Here is a 25,383-nt window from a genome sequence, read left to right on the forward strand (position 1 = left end):
AATCCGTCTTCACTTTTCCTACAAGTTCGGTAGAATGCGAACCCGGTGAGGCTAACCACTTCATTCTGGCAGGATGCCTTGCACAGCCCCCGTTGTGCAGCAGTCAAGGAACAGACGCATAGTCCTCTGCTCACCTTTACCGAGCCACAGCTCGGCCTGCCCGACTGAACCTCATCCCCAAAATAAATTGCCAGCGCTCGCGCATCGGCTCATTCGTCGCACCCACGGCGCACGTTCTCAGGAAACCAACGGTCAATCCTGGGGCGGTAGCGTGCCCAAAACCTTGATATTGGCCAAGGCGAGTGCGTTCCCTGTCACGGATAAGGGAAACGCCACGACACAGACCGGTTTGCGCCAGAGGCTCAAACAGCAACCAAAGCGGCATGGAGTGAACACTCCAGACAGCAGGCATACCCAGGAAGGCTATGTCCAAATCGACGCAAGGGACATTATTTTGATTCGCAAGCGCAACACCACGCTACCAGCCGGTCGCGGTCTTACGTTCTGGACCCAATGGCTTGGCGCAATCTCCGCACTCATCCTCCTGCTCTGTGCACTGGCAACCATAAAGACCGGGGAAGTCGAAGCCCACTACCGGATACTCGCGGCATTCATGCTGCTCGGCTCAGTACCCTCCTACTCCATGATGCAGGTCTACCATAAACACCATGGCTATTTGGTAGGGCTAGGCCGATTGTTGGCTGGCTGGCTGGTGCTACTCTCCGGCTTGACCGTCGTGGCGTTTATCACCAAAACCAGTGAGCTTTTTTCCCGCGAAGTTATTATTGGCCTCGCCCTCGGCGGTTTCGCACTCCAAGCCTGTCTCTATGTGCCGCTGCATAACCTCTCCCGGCGTTACCAGCAAAAGCTGCAATCAGAACGTACGTCTCTGATTATCGGCACCGGCGACCTGGCCCAAGAACTCGCGGACAAATTGGTTCGCAATAGAAACGAACCGCTGGTTGGCCTGGTGGCCGCGGACGACCAACCCTCGCCCAGCAATGGCCTGTACCCGGTGATTGGCAGCCTTGCCCACCTGCGGGACCTGATCGCAACCCACCAGATTCGGCGCCTCTACATCGCTTTGCCACTGACAGAAGCCGAGCAGATCGAAGGCCTGTACATCGACCTGCTGGACTCCAGCGTCGACGTCATCTGGACCCCGGACCTGCAAAGCCTGATCCTGCTCAACCACTCCGTCAGTGATATCGAAGGCCTTCCCGCCATTCACTTGAACGAAAGCCCACTGACGTCCTACCCCACCGCCGCAGCCTCTAAAGCGATCATGGACCGGACCGTCGCACTCATCGCGATCATTCTGCTCAGCCCGGTATTGTTGGCCACCGCCATCGCCGTCAAATGCTCATCCCCTGGCCCGATCCTGTTCAAACAGAAACGCCACGGCTGGAACGGCAAGATCATCAAGGTCTGGAAGTTTCGCTCCATGCGCATGCATGACGACAAAGAGGTCAAGCAGGCCAGCCGCAATGACCCGCGAATCACCCGTGTCGGTCAGTTCATCCGCCGCACGTCCCTCGACGAACTGCCGCAATTGTTCAATGCCCTGCAAGGCCGCATGTCACTGGTAGGCCCTCGCCCTCACGCCCTGGCGCATAACGATTACTACACCGGAAAAATCGATGCCTATATGGCCCGCCATCGAATCAAACCGGGGATTACTGGCCTAGCACAGATCAGCGGTTACCGAGGCGAGACGGAAACTATCGATAAGATGGAGAAACGAGTCGAGCTAGATCTAGCTTATATTAACAACTGGTCACTTTGGCTCGATATAAAGATTTTAATTAAAACACCACTCACGCTATTATCGAAAAATATATATTAAATATCATAAGCACATCAAAACGAACTCTAATAAAAATTAGAATCAAAAGAAAATAATAAGTTAAGATTGGCAGTTGAAAAAATGCAACATATACCAATTCGGTAAGTTGCTGCTAGGCCCTATAGAGAACTCACTCTGAATAACGCATCGCGGAACCTTCAACATCGGTCACTCCCAGAGCCAAAATGCGTCAACGGCGAATGGACTATTGCCCCCCGCAAGAAGTTATTGCTCAAGGGAGAATTATTCAAGTTTGTGAATTTTCTGTTGCGAGAGCGTTTTTCTCCCGAGCATATTGCTAGCAAGCTGTACGACATGTAAACACAAGCATTTGAAGGCATCTACGGTAAAAATGAGAACATCAATGGCTTGATCCATCAGTACTTTTCCCAAGTGCCTTGTTTTGTCGGTTCACACGCAAGAATGAATAATAGAGTCGTCTTTTCGTTGAACATTAGTGCCTCGACTAAAAACTCCCGACAGAAATGATTACGAAAGTAGTAAGACTGGAACATGAAGCCTCTCTCTCCAATTCACTGACCGTGTAGCACTCAGCTCTTGCAACCGTAATTCTATTTAACCGTAAAGATATTACAAAAAAGTTAAAGCGGGAAAGCATTTTCGCGGCGCTACAGCTCTCCAACTTTGAAGAAATAGCGAAACCTGAGGATTTCCATGAACAAAAAAATCGTGATCACATACGGAACATTTGACCTTTTTCATATTGGGCATCTAAACCTACTCCAACGCTTAAAAGAGTATGGTGATCACCTCATAGTTGGGGTGTCCACAGATGAATTTAACGCCGGAAAAAACAAACAAACAATCGTTCCATTCAAAGACCGAATTGAAATAGTACGCAACATTAAATGCGTCGACTTAGCAATCCCAGAAGCAACATGGGATCAAAAAACTCGTGACATATCTCAGTATAACGTTACAACATTTGGCATGGGGCACGATTGGGAAGGAAAATTTGATGAACTAAAAGAGTTCTGCGAAGTAGTTTATCTGCCTCGTACACCTAACATCTCCAGCACCGACATTAAGCAGATACTAAAAGTCCTAGACAAATCGCACGTCAACGAATTAAAGCAAGCACTTGATATTATTTCATCTATCGTTGAGCGCTTCGAATAACATGAGGAAACCCACCTCTATTCTTTTTAGCAATACCGGGGCATTATTAGCAATTCAAATTGCAAATTACGCGCTCCCATTTCTATTGATACCGTATCTAACTCGGACTCTAGGAGTATCTTTGTATGGCGTCGTAGCTTTTGGCTTGGCGATTGTACAAATAGCATGCATTATCACTGATTATGGTTTCGGCTTGTCAGCGACTTATAAAATTGCGAAACAACAAAACAATAAAACTGAACTCCAAAAAACAATCAGCGCAGTAATGACATGCAAGATCTTATTGCTGGCACCGGCTGGAGTATTACTCGCAACCTTCATTCTTGCTCAAGATAAGTACAATCAATACCACACTTTCTTTTGGCTCCTTTCGATTCCTATAGTCGGTCAAACACTCCAGCCAATCTGGTTTTTTCAAGGCATCGAAAAAATGGCCTGCATCACGGCATACACCGTTGTGTCGAGAATATTATATATTGCACTAGTAATATGGTTAGTTTCAACTCCAGATGACCATTACCTAGTCGCCGTTGCAAATGGCGTTGCCAGTATAATAGCCGCGACCATAGGTATTGGTATGATGCTACGCTTGGGATATAGTCCAAAATGGTGCGGTTGGTATTTTGTTAAAGAGACATTCAGAGAGTCGACTGAGTTTTTCTGGTCTAGAGCAGCTGTAGCGACTTATACCGCAGGTGGGGCCGTTTTTTTGGGCGTTTTTTCATCTTCAACTCAAGTAGCTTACTACTCTGCAGCCGAGCAACTTTACAAGGGAGCTCAAGCACTGTTTAGCCCGTTATCTCAAGCCCTTTACCCCCACATGGCTAAACATCGAAATTTTTCTCTCCTTCTGAAAATATTAAAAGCAGTAGTCGCCGCCAGCGGCGTAGCACTAATAGCAGGCGTTTTTGTAGGTCCTTGGCTAATATCTTTAGTTTTTGGGCCTGGGTTTACTAACTCATACTCTATACTTTTATTATTTATGGCTACTTTTCTTTTTTCAGCCCCGTCTATTCTATTGGGCTATCCACTACTAGGCGCACTTGGTGACTCGAAATCGGCTAATATAAGTGTGATTTATGCAGGCCTTCTTCAGCTACTCCTCCTACTAACTTGCTATCTTCTAGACTTTCACTTGGGCTGGCATATTGCCCTTACAGTTTTAGCAACCGAAATATTTGTTTTAATTTATCGAAGCAAGGCCTCGATCAAATTGATCAAAGGTCACCCCAACAACCCGCTACTAAAAATCAAAAAAAATGTATAAATTATCATCGGGCAGGTTTATTTTACATAAAATTCGGCAGTACTTAGTGCTGGCAACCTCAGCCCTCCAGCCGTTATCGAAAAAAAAGTACATCGTTTTCGGATGTGGATTTAGGAAATACTCAGGTTATAGTCGGAATTTGTTTTCCTTACTACTTAACGACCCCGCATATAACACCAATATATATTGGGTATGCAACAACGAAAACGAACTGCATGAACTAAAAAAAATCGCACCAAATAATTTTATTAACAAATACAGCTTAAAATGGTGGGTAATAACGTTTCACTCAAAGGCATACATCTTTACGCATGACACAACTGATATAAGCCCAATTACATACAGCTGGATTAAAGCGATCAACCTGTGGCATGGTCGACCGATCAAAAAAATCGGGTACGACAGCCCGGTCGAACGCAACTGGATTGAAGAAAAATCAAAGAAAGGTTTAGAAATTCCTTACTCTAGATGGGACTATGTATTCTCATATGATTCAGCACATTCCAAAATAATTGAACAATGCTGGCGGATTCCAACCTGCAAGATAATTGAAAAATCCCCACCAGGCCCATCTTATAATACCCTCAATCCAAATACCTACTCCAAGTACGCCTTTGTAATCCTCTATGCACCCACGTTTAGGGAATATATGAGTGAATTCGCACTCCTACGTTCACCGGAGGTCCGACTTTGGCTAGAAAAAAACAACGTTGCTATCTTATTTCGAGGGCACCCATCTCGAGGTAAAAAACTTGACACCAAAGAGCTACACTCCAACATCATCAACGTTACAACAAACCCCAATATATATGAAATATTTTTGCAGGCCGACCTACTAATAACTGACTACTCATCAATAGTATTTGATTTTTTAGAATTTAAAAAACCCACTTTACTACTATGGGACGGCTTAGAAAAATACTCCGAGATATATTCACTATACTTAAATAAATCAGACATAAATCCAAGCAACTTAATTCTTCAACCAATAGAGCTCTCCCGAAAATCGATAGACGAACTAAAGAAACTAAAAGAAAACCCTTTTACCTTTACACTAAATCAAGAATTTTCGAAAGAAGAACTAAGTGCGCTACTTTAAAATAAATAGACTAGAGCTACTGCTATCACTGATCCTAATCGACCAAATTTTTCTAGGAGTAGTTAAAAGAATCTACCTAAGCATAGCTGGACGCGATCAGATATATTTTAGTTACATATCGCTATTTCCAGTTCTAGTTATTAGTGCGTTCTTTTTGATTATACTCAAGAGAAACTTTAAACTTCCAAAACTAGGTGGTATTTCAACCCTATATTATTTATTCCTATTAAACGGAATATTGGTGTGCTTGATAAACATCCCAAACAGCAAAATGCTGGTTAGCTTGATCCACACCTATTACACTCTTCTTTTGATCCCGGTGCTTGCATATTTTTCACGCAATGGTACAGACTTAATACGTATATTCCGCAACGTTTTCTTAACAACCTTGCCTGTAATTAGCCTACATACGTTAATACATACGGCATTCGGCATACTTCCTTTTGAGCAGGCTTGGGCATCAGATAGTTGGTCTTCATTATATATTGGAAACGTTGGTGAAGATCGCCGTTTTCGCCCATTTGCAACCTTTGAAGATCCAGGATATCTCACCGCATACTATATTTTTGGCGCATTTTCTCTTTACCTTCGGCCGTTAAGATCCGTTTTAATTAATCGTTGCATTTTAACGACAACACTTGCTCTTTCATTTTTACCATTAAAATCTTCCGCGCTGATTGCATTTATAATTTCGGTAGTCATTGCGAAATTTACTTCGAAAATAAAACAAAAATCAGTTCCGCGGATTTTAGCGTTTATTACGATTAGCCTAATATCTATTTCCTTAACACAGGTCTCAACCTTCAACTTAAGCAGCATAATTAAAACCGATAGTATTGTTGTGAATGAGCGCCTTAGCCTAGGAACTCTGAAAGCACGCTTTTTAAAGTATGATGAGATATTTTCCAAAGTGAAGGAGAACCCATTTGGTCATGGTGCGGACTTCGTTTCATTCGCAAACGCAAACACGACCGTTAATTTTATTGATTCTGACTCGCAATACTTAACGATTCTTGCAAACTTTGGTGTTCAGGGTCTTTTCCTTTACATAGTACTGATCTTATCACTAGCTAAAGGCATATCACCCAAACTCCCTAGAGATAAATTACTGATTGCAATTCCATTATTCTGGGCGATTATGTCTTTTACTACGGAAGTTCTGTCCAATCGGTTTACGTTTATTTGTATAGCATTTTTTGTAGCTACGCTTATGAACAGCAACGTCCGTTTACGCCTTAGCACACCAAGCAATATTACCAATACCGAAAATACTGATAGAGCTAAAGCATGTCTCAGCAACCAGTAATACTGATCGTTACACACAATCACAAGCAGTTCTTGGGCCCTTTGATTGAGTCCTGCATCAGGCTCCCGCATATAAAAAAATACATATGTGACGCTGCGTCCAGTGACGGAACAAACGAAGAACTGAAAAAGCTGATCGCGGACAAAAGCGATTTTAATTTACTAAGCAAGAATGTCCTTGAAGGATTCTCAAAGAATAACAACGATTTAATCCATCATTATAAATTGCATAATCTTCCGATAATCCTTGTAAATCCAGACTGCTCTTTCTCTGCACAAGCATTTCACAAGTTCGTCTCGATTGCGAGCAGCATTGAGAACATCGGAGTTGCGGCCCCTTCTCTTACTTATCCAAATGGCACCCCCCAATCATCTTGGCGAAAATTTCCAACTCCGTATCAATTCGTTAACAAAAGAATAAATAAAAAACTTGCAGACCCTGGAAATCATACAACTCACGAACTGCACGACAGCACTTACTCCATAGAGTGGGCGCTCGGAGCCTTCCTATATGTAAGCCATGAACTTAACACTGGTTCTGGAATTCTAGATGAGCGTTACAGACTTTACTGCGAAGACCCTGACATTTGCTTGACTGCGCACTTCCGTGGAAAAAGAGTTGTTGGTATTCCTATGGAAGGAATCAAGCATGACTTACAACAAAAAAGCAGAGCAGTTTTTTCTAAATATAGCTATTGGAATATAAAAAGCGCACTTCTGTTCGCATTGAAATGGCGTGGCGAATATTTCAATATTCTTAAAAAAATTCGGTCCAGTACATTTTAGCAAGAAAAACATATGACAATTCCGGCAATGAATATACTTATAGTTCATCAATCATCAGAGCTGTATGGCTCAGACGTTACTTTATTGAACTTTCTCAAAGCAACCACCAGCGAAAAACTTCGTTATACTGTCATAGTCCCTGACCATGGACCGTTGGTTTCTGAGCTAAGCAAAATTGGCGGCGTCAAAACCCTGATCAATACACCTTTAAAAGTTCGGCGTGCGGACTTTTCACTTTATGGCTTGATAGGGATAGTAAAAAGAATAAAGAAAACACTAGACTACTATCGCAGGATCGAAATCGGTGATTTTGACGTCGTATATTCGAACACACTCGCAATAATTGACGGGATGCTTTTAAAGATATTTTTCAGGAAAAAACATATCTGGCATGTTCACGAAATAATTCAATCACCACGCTCAGCAAACTATTTATTTAGATTGGCGCTTACCCTTTTTAGCGACACCGTTATCTACAACTCAAACGCCACAGCCAAGGCTATGAGCTTACTGCCATTACCGTTTTGTCCTGAAAAAAAAGTGGTTATGAATGGGACGCCCGATATTATCGACGTATTACCCAGAGACGAAGAAAACATCGTAGACAACGATAAAATTCGAATCTCTTTAATTGGTAGAATCAGCGAGCTAAAAGGACAAGAATTACTTATAGATGCTGCGGCGAAGCTGCCAAGATGCGCTCTGGAAAAAGTTCACTTTTTATTTATAGGCTCGCCAGTACCTGGAGATGAAAAACGAGTTGATTTTTTAAAAGAAAAAATCGAAATACTTAAACTGTGTGACTTTTTTACTTTCACCGGATTCATTGCAGAAAAATCCAAAATCTGGGCAAATACGGATATAACGGTATTACCCTCTATATATCCAGAATCGTTCGGTATGGTCGTAATTGAGTCATGGGCAGCGAAAAAACCCGTAGTCGCTTCTAATCATGGAGGCCCTTCTGAAATAATTAGCAATGGTGAAACCGGTTTGCTTTTTACGCCTAGGGATTCCGAGTCTTTAGCAAATGCCTTAGAAAAGCTTATCACTGATGAAAAGCTGTTAAACCGGCTCCAAGAATCATCACGCGAAATTTATCTAAAATCATTCTCTTCTGATTCTTATGCGCAAAATATTGAAGCTGCAATTATAGATACTTTATCTTGAAGTTAGCTGACTTAGTAAAACCGCCAAATCAATGCGTTGCGGCCTTACTTTGCGATAGTTAATATCTCTAAATCAACCACATAATTCGATGCGTTAATAAAAATCAGACTTTATGCATCGACTGCCGTGCAAAACCCAACCGATTCGGTAAGTTTCTACAATGTCCTATACAAAACAAAGTATTGAAGAACGCGCCGTGATACAGATAGGGAATTGCAGGGATTGATTGATCGTCAACTGGCCCGTAGCCTCTCAACAATCGTAAGCGCTCCATAAACCCCACCTAGTGGCCTGAGCGGTTAATTTATTCAACTACAGGTAACGATATACTGTGCGTCCAATGTCATGAATTGGTTATGCGCATGGCCCGGCCGACTTCCCCCTTTGCTTTAATGCTTTCTGATCTCATCGCCCTGCAAGGCTGGTTGCATATGAGTGCGCTGGAACAGAGCCTCGCCCAGCGAGCGCGCATCCTGCTTCTACTGGCTGATGGATTGACGCCCAAGGTCGTCAGCGAGCAGTTGCAGGTTACGCCGCCGACGGTATTCAAATGGCGAAAACGTTATCTGGAAGCGGGAATCGAAGGGTTGAGCGATCTGCCGCGCAGCGGCCAGCCACTGAAACTGGGGCTGGAAAAAATCAACGAAATTCTTACCCTGACGACCCGGCGTGCCCCCCAGGAAGCCACTCACAGGAGCGTTCGTTTGATGGCCAAGTATGCACGGGGCACCACGTGAGGTTCGCTAGATCTGGGCCGCTTCCGACCTCAAACCCCATCGCCTGAAGACCTTCAAAATCAGCAACGATCCTCATTTCACCGATAAGGTAGTCGACGTGGTCAGGCTCTATCTGAACTCGCCGGATAACGCCCTGGTGTTGTCGGTTGACGAAAAAACCAGATCCAGCCGTTGGACCGCACCCAACCGATGCTGCCACTACGCCCAGGTCGAGTTGAACGTAGCACGCATGATTACAAGCGCCATGATCCGGCGAGTCTGTATGCGACTTTCGACATCATGACCGGTCAAGTCATCGGACGGATTACCCTGCGCCATCGAGCCAAGTAGTTTCTGGCTTTTCTGCAACAGATTGACCGCAGTGGCTGGAAAAGCATCGCGTTTAAATTGCACTTCACCCCGACCAGCGCGTCTTGGCTGAACGCCATGGAGGGCTGGTTTGCACAACTGGAAAGACGAGCGCTGTACCGGGGCGCTTTCACCGGCGTCGCCGACCTGAAGGCGGCTATCCGCCAATTTAAAGAGGCTCAAAATGAGTAATCAGCCAAGCCGTTTAAGTGGAATAAAACGGCTGAGGCCATCATCAGCTCGGTACATAAAGCGAAGATGAGCGTGATAAAAAATAAATTAATGAATTAACCGCTCAGGCCACTAGGTATGTACAAAATCTATTGAAATAGTCCCTACTCGGAGAAACACTAATGCGAGTTCTTGTTACCGGCGGCGCTGGCTTTATCGGCTCTGCTGTAGTTCGCCACTTGATCGACAACACTCCCTCAGAGGTCGCCAACCTCGACAAACTCACCTATGCCGGCAACTTGGAGTCGCTGGCGTCGGCCACTGCCTCGTCACACTACCGCTACTATCAGGTGGATATCTGCGACGGCGCTGCACTCGATATGGTGTTTGCCGAGTTTCAGCCCACGGCGGTGATGCACCTGGCGGCCGAATCCCATGTGGATCGCTCCATCGATGGACCCTCTGACTTTATCCAAACCAATATTGTCGGCACTTACAGCTTGCTCGAAGCGACCCGCCGTTATTGGAGTGACTTGCCGGCGACGGAGAAGAGTGCATTCCGCTTTCACCATATATCCACCGATGAGGTGTATGGCGACCTGGAAGGCACGGATGACCTGTTCACCGAAACCACACCCTATGCACCCAGCTCACCGTATTCCGCCTCGAAGGCCAGTTCGGATCATCTGGTCCGCGCCTGGCAGCGTACCTATGGGCTGCCGGTCCTGGTCACCAACTGCTCGAACAACTACGGGCCGTACCACTTCCCGGAAAAGCTGGTGCCGCACGTAATCCTAAACGCCTTGGCAGGCAAGCCGTTGCCGGTGTATGGCGATGGCTCGCAGATTCGCGACTGGTTGTATGTGGAAGACCATGCTCGGGCGCTGGTCGAGGTGGTCAGCAAAGGCATAGTAGGTGAAACCTATAATATTGGTGGGCATAACGAGAAGCGCAACCTGGAGGTGGTCGAGGCCATTTGCGAGTTGCTGGATGAATTGGTGCCGCTAAAGGCGGATCGCGAGCAAGCCCGCTCCTACAAGGAGTTGATCACTTTCGTGAAGGATCGGCCGGGACATGATCGGCGCTATGCAATCGACGCATCGAAAATCGAGCGTGAATTGGGCTGGGTGCCGCAGGAAACATTTGAGACCGGCCTGCGCAAGACTGTGAAGTGGTATTTGGATAATCGCCAGTGGTGGCAGCGCGTGTTGAGTGGGGACTATCGATTGGGGCGCTTGGGTAGTAATCATTAATCAAGCGCTTCGTGCCGTGGCAGCGATCCTACGTAATGCCGCCCCTGGAATCCATTTGATTCGTTTTTAAGGACATTAATATGAAAGGCATCATCCTGGCCGGTGGCTCCGGTACCCGCCTGCACCCCATCACCCGTGGCGTATCCAAACAACTGCTGCCGGTTTACGACAAACCGATGATCTATTACCCGTTATCGGTACTGATGCTCGCAGGTATCCGCGAAGTGCTGATCATCTCCACTCCTGAAGATTTGCCTAACTTTCGCAAGTTGCTGGGTGATGGTTCGGAGTTTGGTATTGAACTCAGCTATGCCGAGCAGCCTTCGCCAGACGGGTTGGCCCAAGCCTTTTTGATCGGTGAAGCCTTTATTGGTGACAGCAACGTATGCTTGATCCTCGGCGACAACATCTTTTATGGCCACGGTTTCAGCGCGATGCTCCAAGAGGCGGCCAGTCGTGGAACCGGTGCGACCGTGTTCGGCTATCACGTCAATGACCCGGAGCGTTTCGGAGTCGTGGAGTTTGATGCGGGTAACAAGGCGATTTCCATCGAGGAAAAGCCCAAGGCGCCGAAATCCAACTATGCAGTCACCGGCTTGTATTTTTACGACAACTCGGTGGTGGAAATTGCCAAGCAGGTAAAGCCCTCTGTTCGTGGCGAACTGGAAATCACCGATGTGAACAATGCTTACCTGCAGCGTGGTGATTTGCATGTGAGTTTGTTAGGGCGTGGTTTTGCGTGGCTGGATACAGGTACCCATGACTCACTAATGGAAGCCAGTCACTTCGTTCACACCATTGAGGCGCGCCAGGGCTTGAAAGTCGCCTGTCTGGAAGAGATTGCCTATCATCAGGGCTGGCTGTCAGCCGAGCAGTTGGCTAGCCAAGCCGAGGCGCTGAGCAAGACCGGTTACGGACGATATCTGCAGGGCTTGCTGGTGCAGGAGCTTGCGTAATGAAGGCCATTGAAACGGCGTTGGCGGGCGTCTTGATCATCGAGCCTAAGGTGTTTGGCGATCAGCGTGGCTTCTTTCTCGAAAGCTTTCAAACCGAGCGTTATCGCGAGTTGGGTATTGAGTTGCCCTTCGTGCAGGACAATCACTCACGCTCGCTGCGCGGTGTGCTGCGCGGTTTACACTTTCAGCGCACCCGCCCGCAAGGCAAATTGGTCAGCGTCAGTCGTGGCTCCGTCTATGACGTGGCGGTGGATATCAACCCCGACTCACCGACCTGTGGTCAGTTCGTTGGCGTCGAGTTGAACGATGAAAATCATCGTCAGCTTTGGGTGCCACCAGGCTACGCTCATGGTTTCTGCGTGCTCAGCGAGGTTGCGGATTTTCAGTACAAGTGCACCGATCTGTACTATCCCGAGGACGAGGGCGGGCTCATGTGGAATGACCCTGAAGTCAATATTCCCTGGCCTATCGAAAACCCGAATCTTTCAGGCAAGGATCAGTGCAACCCCGCGCTGCGCCAACTGCTGGGCAATGAGGACTGAGCATGCGCGTATTGATTACGGGTGCCCAAGGTCAGCTTGGCCATGAGCTGATGCGCTTGGAACCGCAAGGTTTTGACACGGTGGGAATGGGCTCGGCAGAACTTGATATCAGCGATGCAGAGCGGGTGGCCGTGTTGGTTGCCGAGCTACAGCCACAGCTGATCATCAATGCTGCAGCCTACACAGCAGTAGACAAGGCCGAAAGCGAAATTGAGCGCGCCTGGGCGGTTAACCGCGATGGTGTCGCCCATCTCGCAGTTGCCGCGGAACGGCTGAGTATCCCGGTGCTGCATGTATCCACCGATTATGTGTTTGCCGGTGATGCCCGCGAACCTTATCGGGAGTGCGAAGCTACAGGTCCTACCGGGGTGTACGGAGCGAGCAAGCTGGGGGGGGAGTTGGAGTTGGCTGCAAAATGCAGTCGCTACATGATCCTGCGTACCAGCTGGGTGTTCGCAGCCCAAGGCAATAACTTCGTCAAGACCATGCTGCGACTGGGTCGTGAGCGGGATCAGTTGGGCATCGTGGCCGATCAGCAGGGTTGCCCGACTTCAGCTGCGAGCATCGCACGCGCTTTGTGGTCACTGGCAATGCAGTACCGTGATCTGGGTTCGCTACACTGGGGCACCTACCACTTCAGCGGTACCCCGGCCTGTACCTGGCATGAATTTGCCCTGGAGATTTTACGCCAAGGGCATCAGCACGAATTGATAACCAAAATGCCGCAGGTACGGGGCATCAATTCGGCTGAATATCCTACGCCGGCGAAGCGGCCAGCCTGGTCGGTAATGGATTGCTCGAAATTGCGGGAACAGCTAGGTATTTCGCAACCGGACTGGCGCCTGGAGCTTGCCGCCGTCATAACTGAATTGGCGCAATCGGAAGTTGCTTGAGAAACATGCGTCACTTATGTAACTGCATAGAAAAATCGAAAAAAAACCTTCCTCTAAACAGCTCTAACTTGCATTTCAGACACCTACTGAAATACCCTTAACCCAATAAACCCAAAGGATTATCCTTTCAAGGAGCATGAACATGAAAAAACTACTGGCAATCGCCCTCGCTACCTCCATCAGCCTGCCATTGATGGCTGCTGAAACCGCCCCAGCAAAAGCCCCTGGCACCGCTGCTAAAACGCCTGGTGCAAACTCCGGCCTGTCCCTGTCCACTCCAATCGCTGGCGGTGTAACCGTTGGTACTGGTCTGGCAATCGGCGCTGGCGTAATCGCTGCTGGCGTCGCTGCTTCCAACAGCGGTGGCGGCGGCGGTAACGACGGTACCCCAGGTACTACCGGCACCACTGGTACTACCGGCACTACTGGTACCACTCGGTAACAGCCCCCCGCTTAAAGTTCGATACGCTAACCTCCCAGCCCTGCTGGGAGGTTTTGTTTTGCCTATTCCCTTCGAGCAATTTCTACAATGAATCGCGCGCTTCCCTTGGCCATGCTGGTTGGCCTGACCCTGCAAGGCTGCATTTTCTCCCCTGGTCAGCACATGGACACGGGCAATCTGGTACGTGAAGGTTCACCGGAAAGCAGCCGCATTGAGCTGGTACCGATTACACCGAAGCTGGTCGCTATTGAAGCGGCGGCAGACCATTCGAACGTGGTAGCCCCGGAGCTCCTGCGCTATCAACCGACCGAGTACCGGATTGGTGCCGGCGACCTGATCTACATCACCGTTTGGGATCACCCCGAGCTGACCGCTCCGTCCGGTCCGCAGCAGCAAATTGAAGCAAACGGACGCCTGATTCGCCCGGATGGCACGCTGTTCTACCCCTATGTAGGCACCATCGAAGCGGCGGGTAAAACTATCGACGAACTAAGATCGATCATTGCCTCTCGCCTGTCCAAGGTTGTTGCCGAGCCCCAGGTGGATGTCAGCATCCTGCGTTTTGTCAGTCAGAAAGTGATTCTCTCGGGGGCCTTTGGTAAAACTGGCCAGTTGCCGATCACCAACACGCCTTTGAACCTGCTGGACGCGGTTGGCCAAGGTTCAGTACAAACCGGCACTGCCGATATTTCCGGACTGGTGCTCAAGCGCGACGGCCGTGAATACCTGATCGATCTCGACGCGCTCAATCGCAAGAGCTCGAATCTGCACCATCTCTACCTGAAAGACGGCGACCAATTGCACCTGCCTTACAACGACCAGAAAAAGGTCTATTTGTTGGGTGAAGTCACTGCAGCTCGTCCGCTTGTTTTCAAGGGCAGCAACATGAATCTCACCGATGCCCTTGGCAGTGTTGGCGGCCTGCGTCAGGAAACCTCCAGCGGCAAGGAGGTTTATGTAATCCGTGGAGTTGAGAATCTGGCAGACGAACCCGTCAAGGTGTTCCAGATCGACTTGAAGTCGCCGTCTGCGTTTGCCCTTGCCCAGCAGTTCAAGCTGAAGCCGCAGGATGTGGTTTATGTCGGCCCGGCCGATGTCACCCGCTGGAACCGCTTTATCAGCCAGGTCTTCCCAACAGCCAACCTGCTGCGTACGGGTGTTGCTATTCAAGATGACATGGGCGACGAAAACTAAGATTTGGAATTCTTGTGAAATTTCTGCGACTGGCCACCCTGGGGGTGGCCTCCTTGCTGGTGAGCGCCTGCAATCCGTTGATGACCGCTTCCATGGACACGCTGAAGGTCGCGTTCGAAGGGCCTGAGCCCTTGGAGCTGACCCGCCAGCAAGTTGATGCAACGCCTTACTACCAGATCACCATCGCGGCCCCTACGGGTGAAGCCGTGATGGCACTGGTGCGCCTGCAGGATGGCGTGGGCTTCTGGATGGCTTCGACCCGCCAGATCCTGATGCTTGAAGACGGCCTGGCCATTCGCAGTGTCGGCTTCAACGACAATCTGGATGGCACCCGTTTTGAAGGCGTATCGCCGTTCAAGACCGGACTGCACCGCATCCCCGATGGCTTGCAAACCCGACGTCAGGTGGACTTTACCGACGGCTATCGAATGGGTGTCAGCGTGACCAGCGTTTTCAACAGGAAGGGCCTGGAGACCGTGCACATCCTCGACCGCGACGTCGAGTTATTGCGCGTGGACGAAGAGATCTCAATGGACGGCCTGGGCTTCACCGCGCAGAACCGATATTGGGTCGATCCGACTGACGGTTTCATCATGGCCAGCGAGCAACACCTCACCCCCGAATTGCCCCTACGCATTGTTCAAGTGCGCCCGAATAAGCCGGTAGTGCAATGATTTTTCGCTCTTCCTGGCTGCTTTGCTGCAGCCTGTTCATGACTTTTGCCGTAAACGCCGACTCGCTGGTCACGCTGCAGGGCGATGCCGCCAAGCCCGGGCGTTACTCGATTGTGGACGGCACGCGCCTGCATGACGTGCTGCTGGAGGCTCAGGTGAGCCCCAAGGCATATCTGCTCGGCGCAGCCTGGTTGCATACCCCTCTGCGTGATGCGCAAGAGCGTCTGAAGGTGGGTGTTCTTTTCGATCTGTCGAGCTTGCACAGTAATGCACTGGTGGGCGATCAGGCTGGGTTGGCAACGCTTGCCGCGCGCCTGCGCGACAAGGTGCAGGCCATGCCGGTGACCGGGCGCAAGGTCGCCCAACTTGACCCGGTGCAGGTTGAATTGGACCGCATCAATAACCGCTTCCTGAGTGACGGCGATGTGCTGCTTTACCCGCCTCGCCCAACCACAGTTCGGGTCGAAGGCGCGGTGTTGGGTGAGTGCGAATTGCCGTTCCAGCCGTTGCAAGCAGCGATCGACTATCTCAAGGCTTGCCCGCTCGATCCAAACGCTGACGCCGACTGGCTCTTCGTGATTCAGCCTGACGGCCGGGTATTCAAAGACGGCGTGGCTCTGTGGAACGAAACCACATCCGTACCACCTGCCCCGGGCGCACGCATTTATGTGCCGGTGCACAACAGCAAACAAGGCGACCTCACGCCTGATCTGAATACCGAACTGGCTGCCTTCATTGCCACCCAGCCATTGCTGGAGGTGAAGCCATGAAGTATCACTTGATCCCTTGCTTACTGCTGGGTTGCAGCACGTGGGTGGGGGCAGAGCCGCGCTATACGCAGAGTGACTTCGGTGGCGTGGGGCTGCTGCAAACGCCTACTGCGCGTATGGCACCTGCGGGTGAGTTGTCTTTGAACGCTAACCGTACCGACCCTTACAGTCGTTACAGCGTGTCGTTTCAGCCGTTTGATTGGTTGGAGGGGTCGTTTCGGTACACCGCTATCTCTAACCGCAATTACGGTTCAGAAGAATTGAGTGGCGACCAAAGCTATAAGGACAAGGCTATCGACGCCAAAGTGCGCCTGATCGAAGAAAGTCATTGGATGCCTCAGATTGCGTTGGGGGCGCGAGACATTGGTGGTACCGGCCTGTTTTCCAGTGAATATTTTGTTGGCAACAAGCGATTGGGTAATTTCGACCTGAGCCTCGGCCTGGCTTGGGGCTACATCGGCAACCGTGGCGATATCAGCAATCCCTTGGGTCTGGTAGATGATAAATTCGATAACCGACCAGCCCCGGACAGCGATGTTGCAAACTCTGGTGAATTCAATGGCAACTCCTACTTCCGCGGCTCCCCCTCCTTCTTCGGCGGTGTAACTTACCAAACGCCCTGGGACCCTCTGTCTCTGAAGCTCGAATACGAAGGCAACGACTACCAACACGAGCCCCTGAACAACAACCAGGTCCAGGACTCGCCAATCAACCTCGGCTTAGTCTTCAAAGCCAACGACTGGATCGATCTGCACGCTGCCTGGGAACGCGGCAACACCGCGATGTTCGGCATCACCATGCACACCAACTTTGCCACCCGCAAGGCGCCGACCAAGAGCTTCGACCCCAAGCCTGAACCTGTGTCCGACACCAAACCCATGGTTGCGCCGCAGGATGTGCAATGGGCCGGTGTCGCCAAGCGCCTGCAAAAGAACGCGGGCTACACGGTTTCGCGCATCACCCAGCGGGATTCCGAAGTCATTGTTTATGGCGAGCAAGGCCGTTATTTCTATACGCCGAAAGCGGTCGGCCGCGCTTCGCGCATTCTGGACAACAGCGTCAACGACGAAATCGACTGGTTCACCATGGTCGACACGCGCTACAGCTTGCCGGTCGAGGAAGTCAGCCTGCCGCGGGATACCTTCCGCGAAGTGGTGCAAGAAGATCGTCCGCTGGAAGACCTGCGTCGGGTCACCGAGATGAACGTCCCGGTACCGCATCACGAAAAGACCCTGTTCGAGCAAAAGCCTGACCCGCTCAGCTATGGCTTGGGCCTGGGCTACAAGCAAAACGTCGGCGGCCCCGACGGGTTCCTGTTGTACCAGTTCAGTGCGGACTTGAACGGCGAGTATCGCTTCAAGCCTGACCTGTGGTGGAGCGGTACCCTGAGCGCGAACCTGGCGAACAACTTCGACAAGTTCAAGTACGACGCACCTAGCGGCTTGCCGCGTGTACGTACCGACCTGCGCCAGTACATGACGACTTCGGAAGTCACCATGCCGACCTTCCAGATGAACAAGGTCAAACAGCTGGATGAGGACCTTTACGGCATGCTGTATGGCGGTTATCTGGAGTCGATGTTCGCCGGTGTCGGTGGCGAAGCGCTGTATCGTCCGATGGGCGAACGCTGGGCCGTGGGCGTGGACATGAACTGGGTCAAGCAGCGTGATTTCGATCAGGGCTTTGGTCTGCGTGACTACGACACCATCACCGGCAATGCCACGCTTTACTACCGCAGTGCCTTCCAGGACATTCTTGGTGCGGTCAGCGTTGGGCGTTATCTGGCCAAGGACTACGGGGTTACCCTGGACTTGTCCCGTGAATTCAACAATGGCGTGCGTTTCGGTGGCTGGGTGACGGTGACCAACGCGACCAAGGAAGAGTACGGCGAAGGTAGCTTTGGCAAAGGTATCTACTTCTCGATTCCGTTCGACGAATTGATGGTCAGTTCCACCACCCGCCGTGCCACCCTGGCGTGGACGCCGCTGACCCGTGACGGTGGTGCCGCACTGGCGCGCAGCTACTCGCTGTATTCCCTGACGGAGCGTCGCAACATCGACCTGTTCCACAACAACTTCTACAAGGTCACCGAATGAAGCAGCGAATCCTGCGTGCCCTGCCCAAGCTGGCGTTTTTCGTGATCTTGCTGGTGCTGGTTTTCGCCGGAATGCGCGGTGAGCCGGTGCCTCAGGTGTTCGAGAACCAGGACAAGCTGCATCACTGGGCAGGTTTTGCCTGCCTGACGGTGAGTGCCTGGCTGGCGTTCCCCGGCACGCGATTGATCTGGTTGTTGTTCTGGCCGTTGGTGGGTTCGATGGTGATTGAGCTGGAGCAGAGCTTAATGCCGCTGCGCAGTGCGTCATGGGGCGATATGGTGGCCAATGCCACCGGCGTGACGTGCGGCATGCTGGTGATTCTGGCGTGGCGCGGGTATCGGTATACGAAGCTCAAAAAGGCGTCGGCGCTGGCGTCGTAAAGCGCCAGCCGACCCGACCTACTGTAGGGACGAGCTTGCTCCTACATTTGTTTTGTGTCCCTTCCTTTGGCAGGGCGTCGCTTGTTGAAAAATAAACTCAACAAATCCCCTCCCCCGCCGACACCCTGTCAAAGCCTCACGGATTGAAAACGCCATGCGTAACAACCAGCCTATTACACAACGCGAACGGACCTTTCCCGCTCAGCAACGGTTGATTTCCACCACCGATGCCAAGGGCATGATCACCTACTGCAACGACGCCTTTGTCGAAATCAGCGGGTTCTCCCGAGAGGAGCTGATCCGTGCACCGCACAACCTGGTCCGTCACCCCGACGTCCCGGCCGCGGTGTTCGCCCACATGTGGGGCACGCTGAAACAAGGCTTGCCATGGATGGGCATTGTGAAGAATCGCTGCAAGAGCGGTGATCACTACTGGGTTAACGCCTATGTGACACCGATCTTCGAAGGCAATCAGGTGACCGGTTACGAGTCGGTGCGGGTCAAGCCCACCGCCGAACAGATCCGCCGTGCCGAAGCGCTCTACCAACGCATCAACCAGGGCAAGTCAGCCATTCCCTCTTCGGATAAATGGTTGCCGATCCTGCAGGACTGGCTGCCGTTCATTCTGGTCAGCCAGTTGAGCTTCATGATCGGTGCATCGCTGAACTCCCATTGGGGTTTTGCCCTGGCCGCCGGTCTCTCGGTGCCGCTGGGCCTGATGGGCCTGCAGTGGCAACAGCGCGGTCTCAAGCGTTTGCTGCGCCTGGCCGAGCAGACCACCTCCGATCCGTTGATCGCACAGATGTACACCGACAGTCGCGGCGCCCAGGCGCGGCTGGAGATGTCCATCCTCAGCCAGGAAGCACGCTTGAAAACCTGTCTGACTCGACTGCAAGATACGGCCGAGCACTTGACCGATCAGGCCAGACAGTCCGATGACCTGGCGCACAACAGCTCCAGCGGCCTGGAACGTCAACGGGTCGAGACCGAGCAAGTGGCCACGGCGGTCAACCAAATGGCCGCGACCACCCAGGAAGTCGCCAGCCACGTACAACGCACCGCCGACGCCACCCAGGAAGCCAATCGGCTGACCGGTCGCGGTCGTGACATCGCCGGGGAAACCCGCGAAGCCATCCAGCGCCTGTCGGTGGTGGTGGGTGAAACCGGCGTCACCGTGACCCAGCTGGCCAAGGACAGCAACGAAATCGGCGGCGTGGTCGACGTGATCAAAGGCATCGCCGACCAGACCAACCTGCTGGCCCTGAACGCCGCCATCGAAGCGGCCCGTGCCGGTGAGATGGGTCGTGGTTTTGCGGTGGTGGCCGACGAAGTCCGTCAGCTGGCGCAACGCACCAGCGAGTCCACCGGGCAGATTCATGCGCTTATCGCCAAGCTCCAGCAAACCGCCGGTACTGCGGTGCAAACCATGGAAGCCGGGCATCGTCAGGCCGAAGAAGGCGTGGCGCGGGTGCTGGAAGCGGATCAGGCACTGGTGGGGATCAGTGAAGCGGTGGCCAACATCACCGACATGACCACCCAGATCGCCGCCGCGACCGAAGAGCAAAGTGCCGTGGCCGAAGAAATCAGCCGCAACATCAGCAACATCTCGGAGCTGGCGGACCAGACCTCGGAACAGGCGCAGAACTCGGCGTTGTTGAGTGAAGAGCTGACCAAGACTGCGAATACCCAGTATTCGTTGGTGGAGCGGTTCAACCGCTGATTGCTGCTGGAATGACAAGAACCCGGACAGTGAGAGCTTCCGGGTTTTTTATTATCAATTTGAACAGTATGTTGTCTGTGCGGCCGCCTTCGCGGGCAAGCCCGCTCCCACAGGGTTTTGCATTGATCACACGATCAAGCCACACCACAGATCACTGTGGGAGCAACATCTCGGAGTTGGCGGACCAGACCTCGGAACAGGCGCAAAACTCGGCGTTGTTGAGTGAAGAGCTGACCAAGACTGCGAACACCCAGTATTCGTTGGTGGAGCGGTTCAACCGCTGATTGTTGTTGATTCATAAAAAACCCGGACAGTGGAAGCTTCCGGGTTTTTTATTATCAATTTAAGTTTACTGCTGTATGGCAGACCGCTTTCGCGAGCAGGCTCGCTCCCACAGTTGATTCTTATCGGTCACAACACTTGTGTCCGCCGCATATCCAATGTGGGAGCGAGCCTGCTCGCGAAGAGGCCTTGAAAGGCACTGCAAACATCAGCGGAGAAAAGCAGCTACCCGATCCGCAGCCAAAGCCAAATGCTGCTCATGACTAAACCCGGAAGCCTTCAACGGCTTCAAGTCATGATCCCCCGCCGCCAGCCAGAACACCTCAATGCTCGGTGACAATGCGTAAGCCTCGACCGCCTCGCGGTTGCCCAGCGCATCGCGCTCGCCCTGCACAATCAGGGTTCGGGTTTTCAAAGAAGCCAAATGCTCGACCCGCGGCTTCTCCGGCTTGCCCACCGCATAAAACGGATACCCCAGACACACCAGCGCATCCGCCCCCAACTCATCGGCCAGCAAACTGGCCATGCGCCCGCCCATGGACTTGCCGCCGATGGCCAGCGGCCCAGTGACATGGCGTCGCACCTGGGCATACACCTCACGCCAGCATTCGAGCAGTTTCGGCGCCGGATTCGGTGGGCGCTTGCCGCCGTCGAGGCGCCGCTGCGCCATGTACGGAAACTCGAAGCGCAACACGTTGACGCCTTGTGCGGCGAGGCGTGCAGCCATGTCGCTCATCCAGTCGCTGTCCATCGGTGCGCCGGCGCCGTGGGCGAGGATCAGCGTCGCCGCTGCCTTGCCGGCAGCGGCATTCCACAACCATCCATGATCCCGCACACACTGCGCCCATTGATCCCCGTCAATACCGGCCTTGTGCCCTTTGTCCATGCTTGCCTCGCTTTTAGTCTGCCTATAACTCCGGCCGAAGGGTGCGCTGCCTTGCGCGAGTGCGCTCACTTCGGCTGAACCGTGGATGGGGAACCATGAACACTTCTATCAGTACCGCCTACAACTACAAGGTGGTCCGCCAATTCGCCATTATGACGGTGGTGTGGGGCATCGTCGGCATGGGGCTCGGGGTTTTTCTCGCTGCCCAGTTGGTCTGGCCCGAACTCAACTTCAATTTGCCCTGGACCAGTTTCGGCCGCTTGCGCCCGCTGCACACCAACGCGGTGATCTTCGCCTTCGGCGGCTGCGCGCTGTTCGCCAGCTCGTTCTATTCGGTGCAACGCACCTGCCAGTCGCAACTGTTTGCACCGAAAATCGCCGCGTTCTGCTTCTGGGGCTGGCAGCTTGTGATTCTCCTGGCGGCCATCAGCCTGCCGCTGGGCTACACCAGTTCCAAGGAATACGCCGAGCTGGAATGGCCGATCGACATCCTGATCACCATTGTCTGGGTCGCCTACGCCATCGTGTTCTTCGGCACGATCATGCAGCGCAAGACCAAGCACATCTATGTCGGTAACTGGTTCTTCGGTGCGTTCATCATCACCGTGGCGATCCTGCACATCGTCAACAACATGGAGTTGCCGGTCAGTTTCACCAAGTCCTATTCGCTGTACTCCGGTGCCACCGACGCGATGGTGCAATGGTGGTACGGACACAACGCCGTGGGCTTTTTCCTCACCGCCGGTTTCCTCGGCATGATGTATTACTTCGTGCCGAAACAGGCCGAGCGCCCGGTGTATTCCTATCGCTTGTCGATTGTGCACTTCTGGGCGCTGATCACCCTGTACATCTGGGCAGGTCCCCACCACCTGCACTACACCGCGCTGCCGGACTGGGCGCAGTCGCTGGGCATGGTGATGTCGCTGATCCTGCTCGCGCCGAGCTGGGGCGGCATGATCAACGGCATGATGACCCTGTCGGGCGCCTGGCATAAGTTGCGCAGCGACCCGATCCTGCGCTTCCTCGTGGTGTCGCTGGCGTTCTACGGCATGTCGACCTTCGAAGGGCCGATGATGGCGATCAAGACGGTCAACGCCCTCTCCCACTACACCGACTGGACCATCGGCCACGTACACGCCGGCGCCCTCGGCTGGGTGGCGATGATTTCCATCGGCGCGCTGTACCACATGATCCCGAAAGTCTTCGGACGCGAGCAGATGCACAGCATCGGCCTGATCAACGCACACTTCTGGCTCGCCACCATCGGCACCGTGCTGTACATCGCCTCGATGTGGGTCAACGGCATCGCCCAGGGCCTGATGTGGCGTGCGGTGAACGAGGACGGCACGCTGACCTACTCCTTCGTCGAGACCCTGGTGGCCAGCCACCCTGGCTTCGTCGTGCGGCTGGTGGGCGGCGCGATCTTCCTCAGCGGCATGTTCCTGATGGCCTACAACACCTGGCGCACCGTGCGGGCCTCGCAGCCTGCCGAAGTCGCCGCTGCCGCGCAGATGGCCTGAGGAGTCCGCCATGAAACACGAAACTATCGAGAAAAACGTCGGCCTGTTGCTGCTGCTGATGATCCTGGCCGTGAGCATCGGTGGCCTGACCCAGATTGTCCCGCTGTTCTTTCAGGACGTGACCAATAAGCCGGTCGAAGGCATGAAGCCCTACACCGCGCTGCAACTGGAAGGCCGCGACATCTACATCCGCGAAGGCTGTGTCGGCTGTCACTCACAGATGATCCGTCCGTTCCGCGCCGAAACCGAACGCTACGGGCACTACTCGGTGGCCGGCGAAAGCGTTTGGGACCACCCGTTCCTGTGGGGTTCGAAACGTACCGGGCCGGACCTTGCGCGGGTGGGGGCGCGCTACTCGGATGACTGGCACCGCGCGCACTTGTACAACCCGCGCAACGTCGTGCCGGAGTCGAAGATGCCCGCCTACCCGTGGCTGGTGGCCAATCAACTCGACAGCAGCCACACCGAAACCAAGATCAAGGCCATGCGCACCCTGGGCGTGCCGTACACCGACGAAGACATCAGCGGCGCCGTCGCTTCGCTCAAGGGCAAGAGCGAAATGGATGCACTGGTCGCCTACCTGCAAGTGCTCGGCACTGCCATCAAGAGCAAGAGGTGAGCCATGCCCATGTCTTTTATAGAGAGCGAAATGAGTACTGGAATGATCCGCGGCCTGGGCACGGTCGTCGTATTCGTCGCGTTTATCGGCTTGACCCTGTGGGTGTTCAACAGCAAGCGCGGCCCGGAATTCGCCGAAGCGCGCCTGCTGCCGTTCGCCGACGAACCACAACCCGACCTCACCGAAGATTCAGCAACAAGGAGTACCCGGCCATGACCACCTTCTGGAGTACGTGGATCTGCGTACTGACCATCGGCAGCCTGATCGGCCTGACCTGGCTGCTGATCGGCACCCGCAAGGGCGAGACCAAGGGCAGCGTCGACCAGACCATGGGCCATAGCTTCGATGGCATCGAGGAGTACGACAACCCGCTGCCGCAATGGTGGTTCATGCTGTTCGCCGGCACGCTGGTGTTCGCCGTCGGCTACCTGATCCTTTATCCCGGCCTGGGCAACTGGAAAGGCGTCCTCCCCGGCTATGAAAACGGCTGGACCGGTGCCCACGAGTGGGAAAAGGAAATGGCCAGGGCTGACGCGAAGTTCGGACCGATCTTCGCCAAATTTTCGGCAATGCCACTGGAAGAAGTCGCCAAAGACCCGCAAGCGCTGAAAATGGGCGGCCGCCTGTTTGCCTCCAACTGCTCGGTGTGCCACGGCTCGGATGCCAAGGGTGCATATGGTTTCCCCAACCTGACCGACAGCGACTGGCGCTGGGGCGGCCACGCAGAAACCATCAAGACCACCATCATGGGTGGCCGGATGGCGATGATGCCGGCCTGGGGTGAAGTGCTGGGGGAAGAAGGTGTGAAAAACGTCGCCGCCTATGTGCGTCATGATCTGGCCGGCCTGCCGTTGCCGGAAGGCAGCAAGGCGGACCTGCAAGCCGGACAGCAAGCCTTCAGCACCACCTGCGTCGCCTGCCATGGAGCAAACGGCCAGGGCACCGAAGCCATGGGCGCGCCGAACCTGACGCACCCGGCCGGCTTCATTTACGGCACCAGCCTGACGCAGCTTGAACAGACGATTCGTCATGGCCGCCAGGGCCATATGCCGGCGCAGAACGAACTGCTCGGCAATGACAAGGTGCAATTGCTGGCCGCGTATGTGTACAGCCTGTCCCACGGTTTGAATACCGAGCGCCTGCAGGCTGAAGACAACCGCGAATAAATCCCGACGGCTCTGCTGCCGCATTCTCCCGGATGCGGCAGTCCCCTGCCCCTTTGCGACGCATTGTCGCACCCTCTCTGACTCTTCCTTTCGGTTCCCCGGATTCAGGTCTAAGCTTCCC

At 52.8% G+C, this 25,383-nt stretch carries 24 protein-coding genes and 1 pseudogene; 24 read left to right on the top strand and 1 reads right to left on the bottom strand.

Annotated elements, in window-relative coordinates:
- The first annotated feature begins 454 nt into the window (after positions 1–454).
- The 20 genes and pseudogenes from PPUTUW4_RS17995 to PPUTUW4_RS29935 all read left to right on the top strand — a co-directional run bounded on the left by PPUTUW4_RS17995 (position 455) and on the right by PPUTUW4_RS29935 (position 21,073).
- The gene (locus PPUTUW4_RS17995; RefSeq protein WP_144443157.1) at positions 455–1,846 is read left to right on the top strand and encodes an undecaprenyl-phosphate glucose phosphotransferase; all 1,392 of its coding nucleotides are present in this window, start codon (positions 455–457) and stop codon (positions 1,844–1,846) included.
- Positions 1,847–2,521: 675 nt separating this feature from the next.
- Positions 2,522–2,986 carry an adenylyltransferase/cytidyltransferase family protein gene (locus PPUTUW4_RS18000; protein ID WP_015095971.1) on the top strand — a complete coding sequence of 155 codons (465 nt, stop codon included), beginning with the start codon at positions 2,522–2,524 and terminating at the stop codon, positions 2,984–2,986.
- A gap of 1 nt (position 2,987) precedes the next feature.
- On the top strand, positions 2,988–4,253 hold the full coding sequence (locus PPUTUW4_RS28280) for an oligosaccharide flippase family protein (protein ID WP_015095972.1): 1,266 nt from the start codon (positions 2,988–2,990) through the stop codon (positions 4,251–4,253).
- A gap of 46 nt (positions 4,254–4,299) precedes the next feature.
- On the top strand, positions 4,300–5,352 hold the full coding sequence (locus tag PPUTUW4_RS28285; RefSeq protein WP_158467555.1) for a CDP-glycerol glycerophosphotransferase family protein: 1,053 nt from the start codon (positions 4,300–4,302) through the stop codon (positions 5,350–5,352).
- Entirely contained in the window at positions 5,339–6,658 is a 1,320-nt protein-coding gene (locus PPUTUW4_RS28290; protein ID WP_015095974.1) for an O-antigen ligase family protein, read from the top strand. The genes PPUTUW4_RS28285 and PPUTUW4_RS28290 overlap by 14 nt, the downstream gene beginning before the upstream one ends.
- Positions 6,640–7,443 (top strand): glycosyltransferase, encoded by an 804-nt coding sequence (locus tag PPUTUW4_RS28295; protein ID WP_015095975.1) that lies wholly within the window; start codon positions 6,640–6,642, stop codon positions 7,441–7,443. The genes PPUTUW4_RS28290 and PPUTUW4_RS28295 overlap by 19 nt, the downstream gene beginning before the upstream one ends.
- 12 nt (positions 7,444–7,455) lie before the next feature.
- Complete coding sequence (locus tag PPUTUW4_RS18010; RefSeq protein ID WP_015095976.1) at positions 7,456–8,613, top strand: glycosyltransferase family 4 protein; 1,158 nt, start codon at positions 7,456–7,458, stop codon at positions 8,611–8,613.
- Positions 8,614–8,975: 362 nt separating this feature from the next.
- Positions 8,976–9,989 (top strand): annotated as a pseudogene (locus PPUTUW4_RS18015) (IS630 family transposase).
- Between the two features lie 62 nt (positions 9,990–10,051).
- Positions 10,052–11,122: a dTDP-glucose 4,6-dehydratase gene (rfbB, locus tag PPUTUW4_RS18020; RefSeq protein WP_015095977.1), complete on the top strand. Its 1,071-nt coding sequence runs from the start codon at positions 10,052–10,054 to the stop codon at positions 11,120–11,122.
- A gap of 80 nt (positions 11,123–11,202) precedes the next feature.
- A complete protein-coding gene (gene rfbA / locus PPUTUW4_RS18025) occupies positions 11,203–12,078 on the top strand; it encodes a glucose-1-phosphate thymidylyltransferase RfbA (RefSeq protein ID WP_015095978.1) in 876 nt (291 codons plus the stop codon).
- Positions 12,078–12,620: a dTDP-4-dehydrorhamnose 3,5-epimerase gene (gene rfbC / locus PPUTUW4_RS18030; RefSeq protein WP_015095979.1), complete on the top strand. Its 543-nt coding sequence runs from the start codon at positions 12,078–12,080 to the stop codon at positions 12,618–12,620. The genes rfbA and rfbC overlap by 1 nt, the downstream gene beginning before the upstream one ends.
- A gap of 2 nt (positions 12,621–12,622) precedes the next feature.
- Positions 12,623–13,513 carry a dTDP-4-dehydrorhamnose reductase gene (rfbD, locus tag PPUTUW4_RS18035; protein WP_015095980.1) on the top strand — a complete coding sequence of 297 codons (891 nt, stop codon included), beginning with the start codon at positions 12,623–12,625 and terminating at the stop codon, positions 13,511–13,513.
- A 142-nt stretch (positions 13,514–13,655) separates the two neighbouring features.
- Entirely contained in the window at positions 13,656–13,955 is a 300-nt protein-coding gene (locus PPUTUW4_RS18040; RefSeq protein ID WP_041474924.1) for a hypothetical protein, read from the top strand.
- 87 nt (positions 13,956–14,042) lie between these two features.
- Positions 14,043–15,149, top strand: a complete 1,107-nt coding sequence (locus PPUTUW4_RS18045; RefSeq protein WP_015095981.1) for a polysaccharide biosynthesis/export family protein — start codon at positions 14,043–14,045, stop codon at positions 15,147–15,149.
- A 14-nt stretch (positions 15,150–15,163) separates the two neighbouring features.
- Positions 15,164–15,823 carry a YjbF family lipoprotein gene (locus tag PPUTUW4_RS18050; RefSeq protein WP_015095982.1) on the top strand — a complete coding sequence of 220 codons (660 nt, stop codon included), beginning with the start codon at positions 15,164–15,166 and terminating at the stop codon, positions 15,821–15,823.
- 38 nt (positions 15,824–15,861) lie between these two features.
- On the top strand, positions 15,862–16,593 hold the full coding sequence (locus PPUTUW4_RS18055; protein ID WP_227698098.1) for a capsule biosynthesis GfcC family protein: 732 nt from the start codon (positions 15,862–15,864) through the stop codon (positions 16,591–16,593).
- Positions 16,590–18,689: a YjbH domain-containing protein gene (locus tag PPUTUW4_RS18060; RefSeq protein WP_015095984.1), complete on the top strand. Its 2,100-nt coding sequence runs from the start codon at positions 16,590–16,592 to the stop codon at positions 18,687–18,689. The genes PPUTUW4_RS18055 and PPUTUW4_RS18060 overlap by 4 nt, the downstream gene beginning before the upstream one ends.
- Entirely contained in the window at positions 18,686–19,069 is a 384-nt protein-coding gene (locus PPUTUW4_RS18065; RefSeq protein WP_015095985.1) for a hypothetical protein, read from the top strand. Before PPUTUW4_RS18060 ends, PPUTUW4_RS18065 begins: the two co-directional genes overlap by 4 nt.
- Positions 19,070–19,223: 154 nt before the next feature.
- Positions 19,224–20,789: a PAS domain-containing methyl-accepting chemotaxis protein gene (locus PPUTUW4_RS18070; protein ID WP_015095986.1), complete on the top strand. Its 1,566-nt coding sequence runs from the start codon at positions 19,224–19,226 to the stop codon at positions 20,787–20,789.
- Positions 20,790–20,911: 122 nt separating this feature from the next.
- Complete coding sequence (locus tag PPUTUW4_RS29935) at positions 20,912–21,073, top strand: hypothetical protein (RefSeq protein ID WP_158467556.1); 162 nt, start codon at positions 20,912–20,914, stop codon at positions 21,071–21,073.
- A 206-nt stretch (positions 21,074–21,279) separates the two neighbouring features.
- Here PPUTUW4_RS29935 and PPUTUW4_RS18075 read toward each other — a convergent pair whose 3' ends face one another.
- Positions 21,280–21,957 carry an alpha/beta family hydrolase gene (locus PPUTUW4_RS18075; RefSeq protein ID WP_015095987.1) on the bottom strand — a complete coding sequence of 226 codons (678 nt, stop codon included), beginning with the start codon at positions 21,955–21,957 and terminating at the stop codon, positions 21,280–21,282.
- Between the two features lie 95 nt (positions 21,958–22,052).
- Here PPUTUW4_RS18075 and ccoN point away from each other — a divergent pair, with 95 nt between their 5' ends.
- The 4 genes from ccoN to ccoP are packed head-to-tail and all read left to right on the top strand — an operon-like array spanning position 22,053 to position 25,262.
- Entirely contained in the window at positions 22,053–23,477 is a 1,425-nt protein-coding gene (ccoN, locus tag PPUTUW4_RS18080; protein ID WP_015095988.1) for a cytochrome-c oxidase, cbb3-type subunit I, read from the top strand.
- Between the two features lie 10 nt (positions 23,478–23,487).
- Positions 23,488–24,096, top strand: a complete 609-nt coding sequence (gene ccoO / locus PPUTUW4_RS18085) for a cytochrome-c oxidase, cbb3-type subunit II (protein WP_007974128.1) — start codon at positions 23,488–23,490, stop codon at positions 24,094–24,096.
- Positions 24,097–24,114: 18 nt separating this feature from the next.
- Positions 24,115–24,312: a CcoQ/FixQ family Cbb3-type cytochrome c oxidase assembly chaperone gene (locus PPUTUW4_RS18090; RefSeq protein ID WP_086780479.1), complete on the top strand. Its 198-nt coding sequence runs from the start codon at positions 24,115–24,117 to the stop codon at positions 24,310–24,312.
- Complete coding sequence (gene ccoP, locus PPUTUW4_RS18095; RefSeq protein WP_015095990.1) at positions 24,309–25,262, top strand: cytochrome-c oxidase, cbb3-type subunit III; 954 nt, start codon at positions 24,309–24,311, stop codon at positions 25,260–25,262. Before PPUTUW4_RS18090 ends, ccoP begins: the two co-directional genes overlap by 4 nt.
- Positions 25,263–25,383: the final 121 nt, after the last annotated feature.

The organism is Pseudomonas sp. UW4 (genome assembly GCF_000316175.1).
In the GTDB taxonomy this organism is placed as follows: domain Bacteria; phylum Pseudomonadota; class Gammaproteobacteria; order Pseudomonadales; family Pseudomonadaceae; genus Aquipseudomonas; species Aquipseudomonas laurylsulfatiphila.

Excerpts from the sequence above, each read along its gene's own strand:
- PPUTUW4_RS18055 (WP_227698098.1), top strand. The coding sequence starts at position 15,862 with ATGACTTTTGCCGTAAACGCCGACTCGCTGGTCACGCTGCAGGGCGAT.
- rfbB (WP_015095977.1), top strand. The coding sequence starts at position 10,052 with ATGCGAGTTCTTGTTACCGGCGGCGCTGGCTTTATCGGCTCTGCTGTA.
- PPUTUW4_RS28280 (WP_015095972.1), top strand. The coding sequence starts at position 2,988 with ATGAGGAAACCCACCTCTATTCTTTTTAGCAATACCGGGGCATTATTA.
- rfbA (WP_015095978.1), top strand. The coding sequence starts at position 11,203 with ATGAAAGGCATCATCCTGGCCGGTGGCTCCGGTACCCGCCTGCACCCC.
- rfbC (WP_015095979.1), top strand. The coding sequence starts at position 12,078 with ATGAAGGCCATTGAAACGGCGTTGGCGGGCGTCTTGATCATCGAGCCT.
- PPUTUW4_RS18000 (WP_015095971.1), top strand. The coding sequence starts at position 2,522 with ATGAACAAAAAAATCGTGATCACATACGGAACATTTGACCTTTTTCAT.
- PPUTUW4_RS18065 (WP_015095985.1), top strand. The coding sequence starts at position 18,686 with ATGAAGCAGCGAATCCTGCGTGCCCTGCCCAAGCTGGCGTTTTTCGTG.
- PPUTUW4_RS28295 (WP_015095975.1), top strand. The coding sequence starts at position 6,640 with ATGTCTCAGCAACCAGTAATACTGATCGTTACACACAATCACAAGCAG.
- ccoO (WP_007974128.1), top strand. The coding sequence starts at position 23,488 with ATGAAACACGAAACTATCGAGAAAAACGTCGGCCTGTTGCTGCTGCTG.
- PPUTUW4_RS18070 (WP_015095986.1), top strand. The coding sequence starts at position 19,224 with ATGCGTAACAACCAGCCTATTACACAACGCGAACGGACCTTTCCCGCT.
- ccoN (WP_015095988.1), top strand. The coding sequence starts at position 22,053 with ATGAACACTTCTATCAGTACCGCCTACAACTACAAGGTGGTCCGCCAA.
- PPUTUW4_RS18075 (WP_015095987.1), bottom strand. The coding sequence starts at position 21,957 with ATGGACAAAGGGCACAAGGCCGGTATTGACGGGGATCAATGGGCGCAG.
- ccoP (WP_015095990.1), top strand. The coding sequence starts at position 24,309 with ATGACCACCTTCTGGAGTACGTGGATCTGCGTACTGACCATCGGCAGC.
- PPUTUW4_RS18060 (WP_015095984.1), top strand. The coding sequence starts at position 16,590 with ATGAAGTATCACTTGATCCCTTGCTTACTGCTGGGTTGCAGCACGTGG.
- PPUTUW4_RS18045 (WP_015095981.1), top strand. The coding sequence starts at position 14,043 with ATGAATCGCGCGCTTCCCTTGGCCATGCTGGTTGGCCTGACCCTGCAA.
- PPUTUW4_RS18010 (WP_015095976.1), top strand. The coding sequence starts at position 7,456 with ATGACAATTCCGGCAATGAATATACTTATAGTTCATCAATCATCAGAG.
- rfbD (WP_015095980.1), top strand. The coding sequence starts at position 12,623 with ATGCGCGTATTGATTACGGGTGCCCAAGGTCAGCTTGGCCATGAGCTG.
- PPUTUW4_RS18040 (WP_041474924.1), top strand. The coding sequence starts at position 13,656 with ATGAAAAAACTACTGGCAATCGCCCTCGCTACCTCCATCAGCCTGCCA.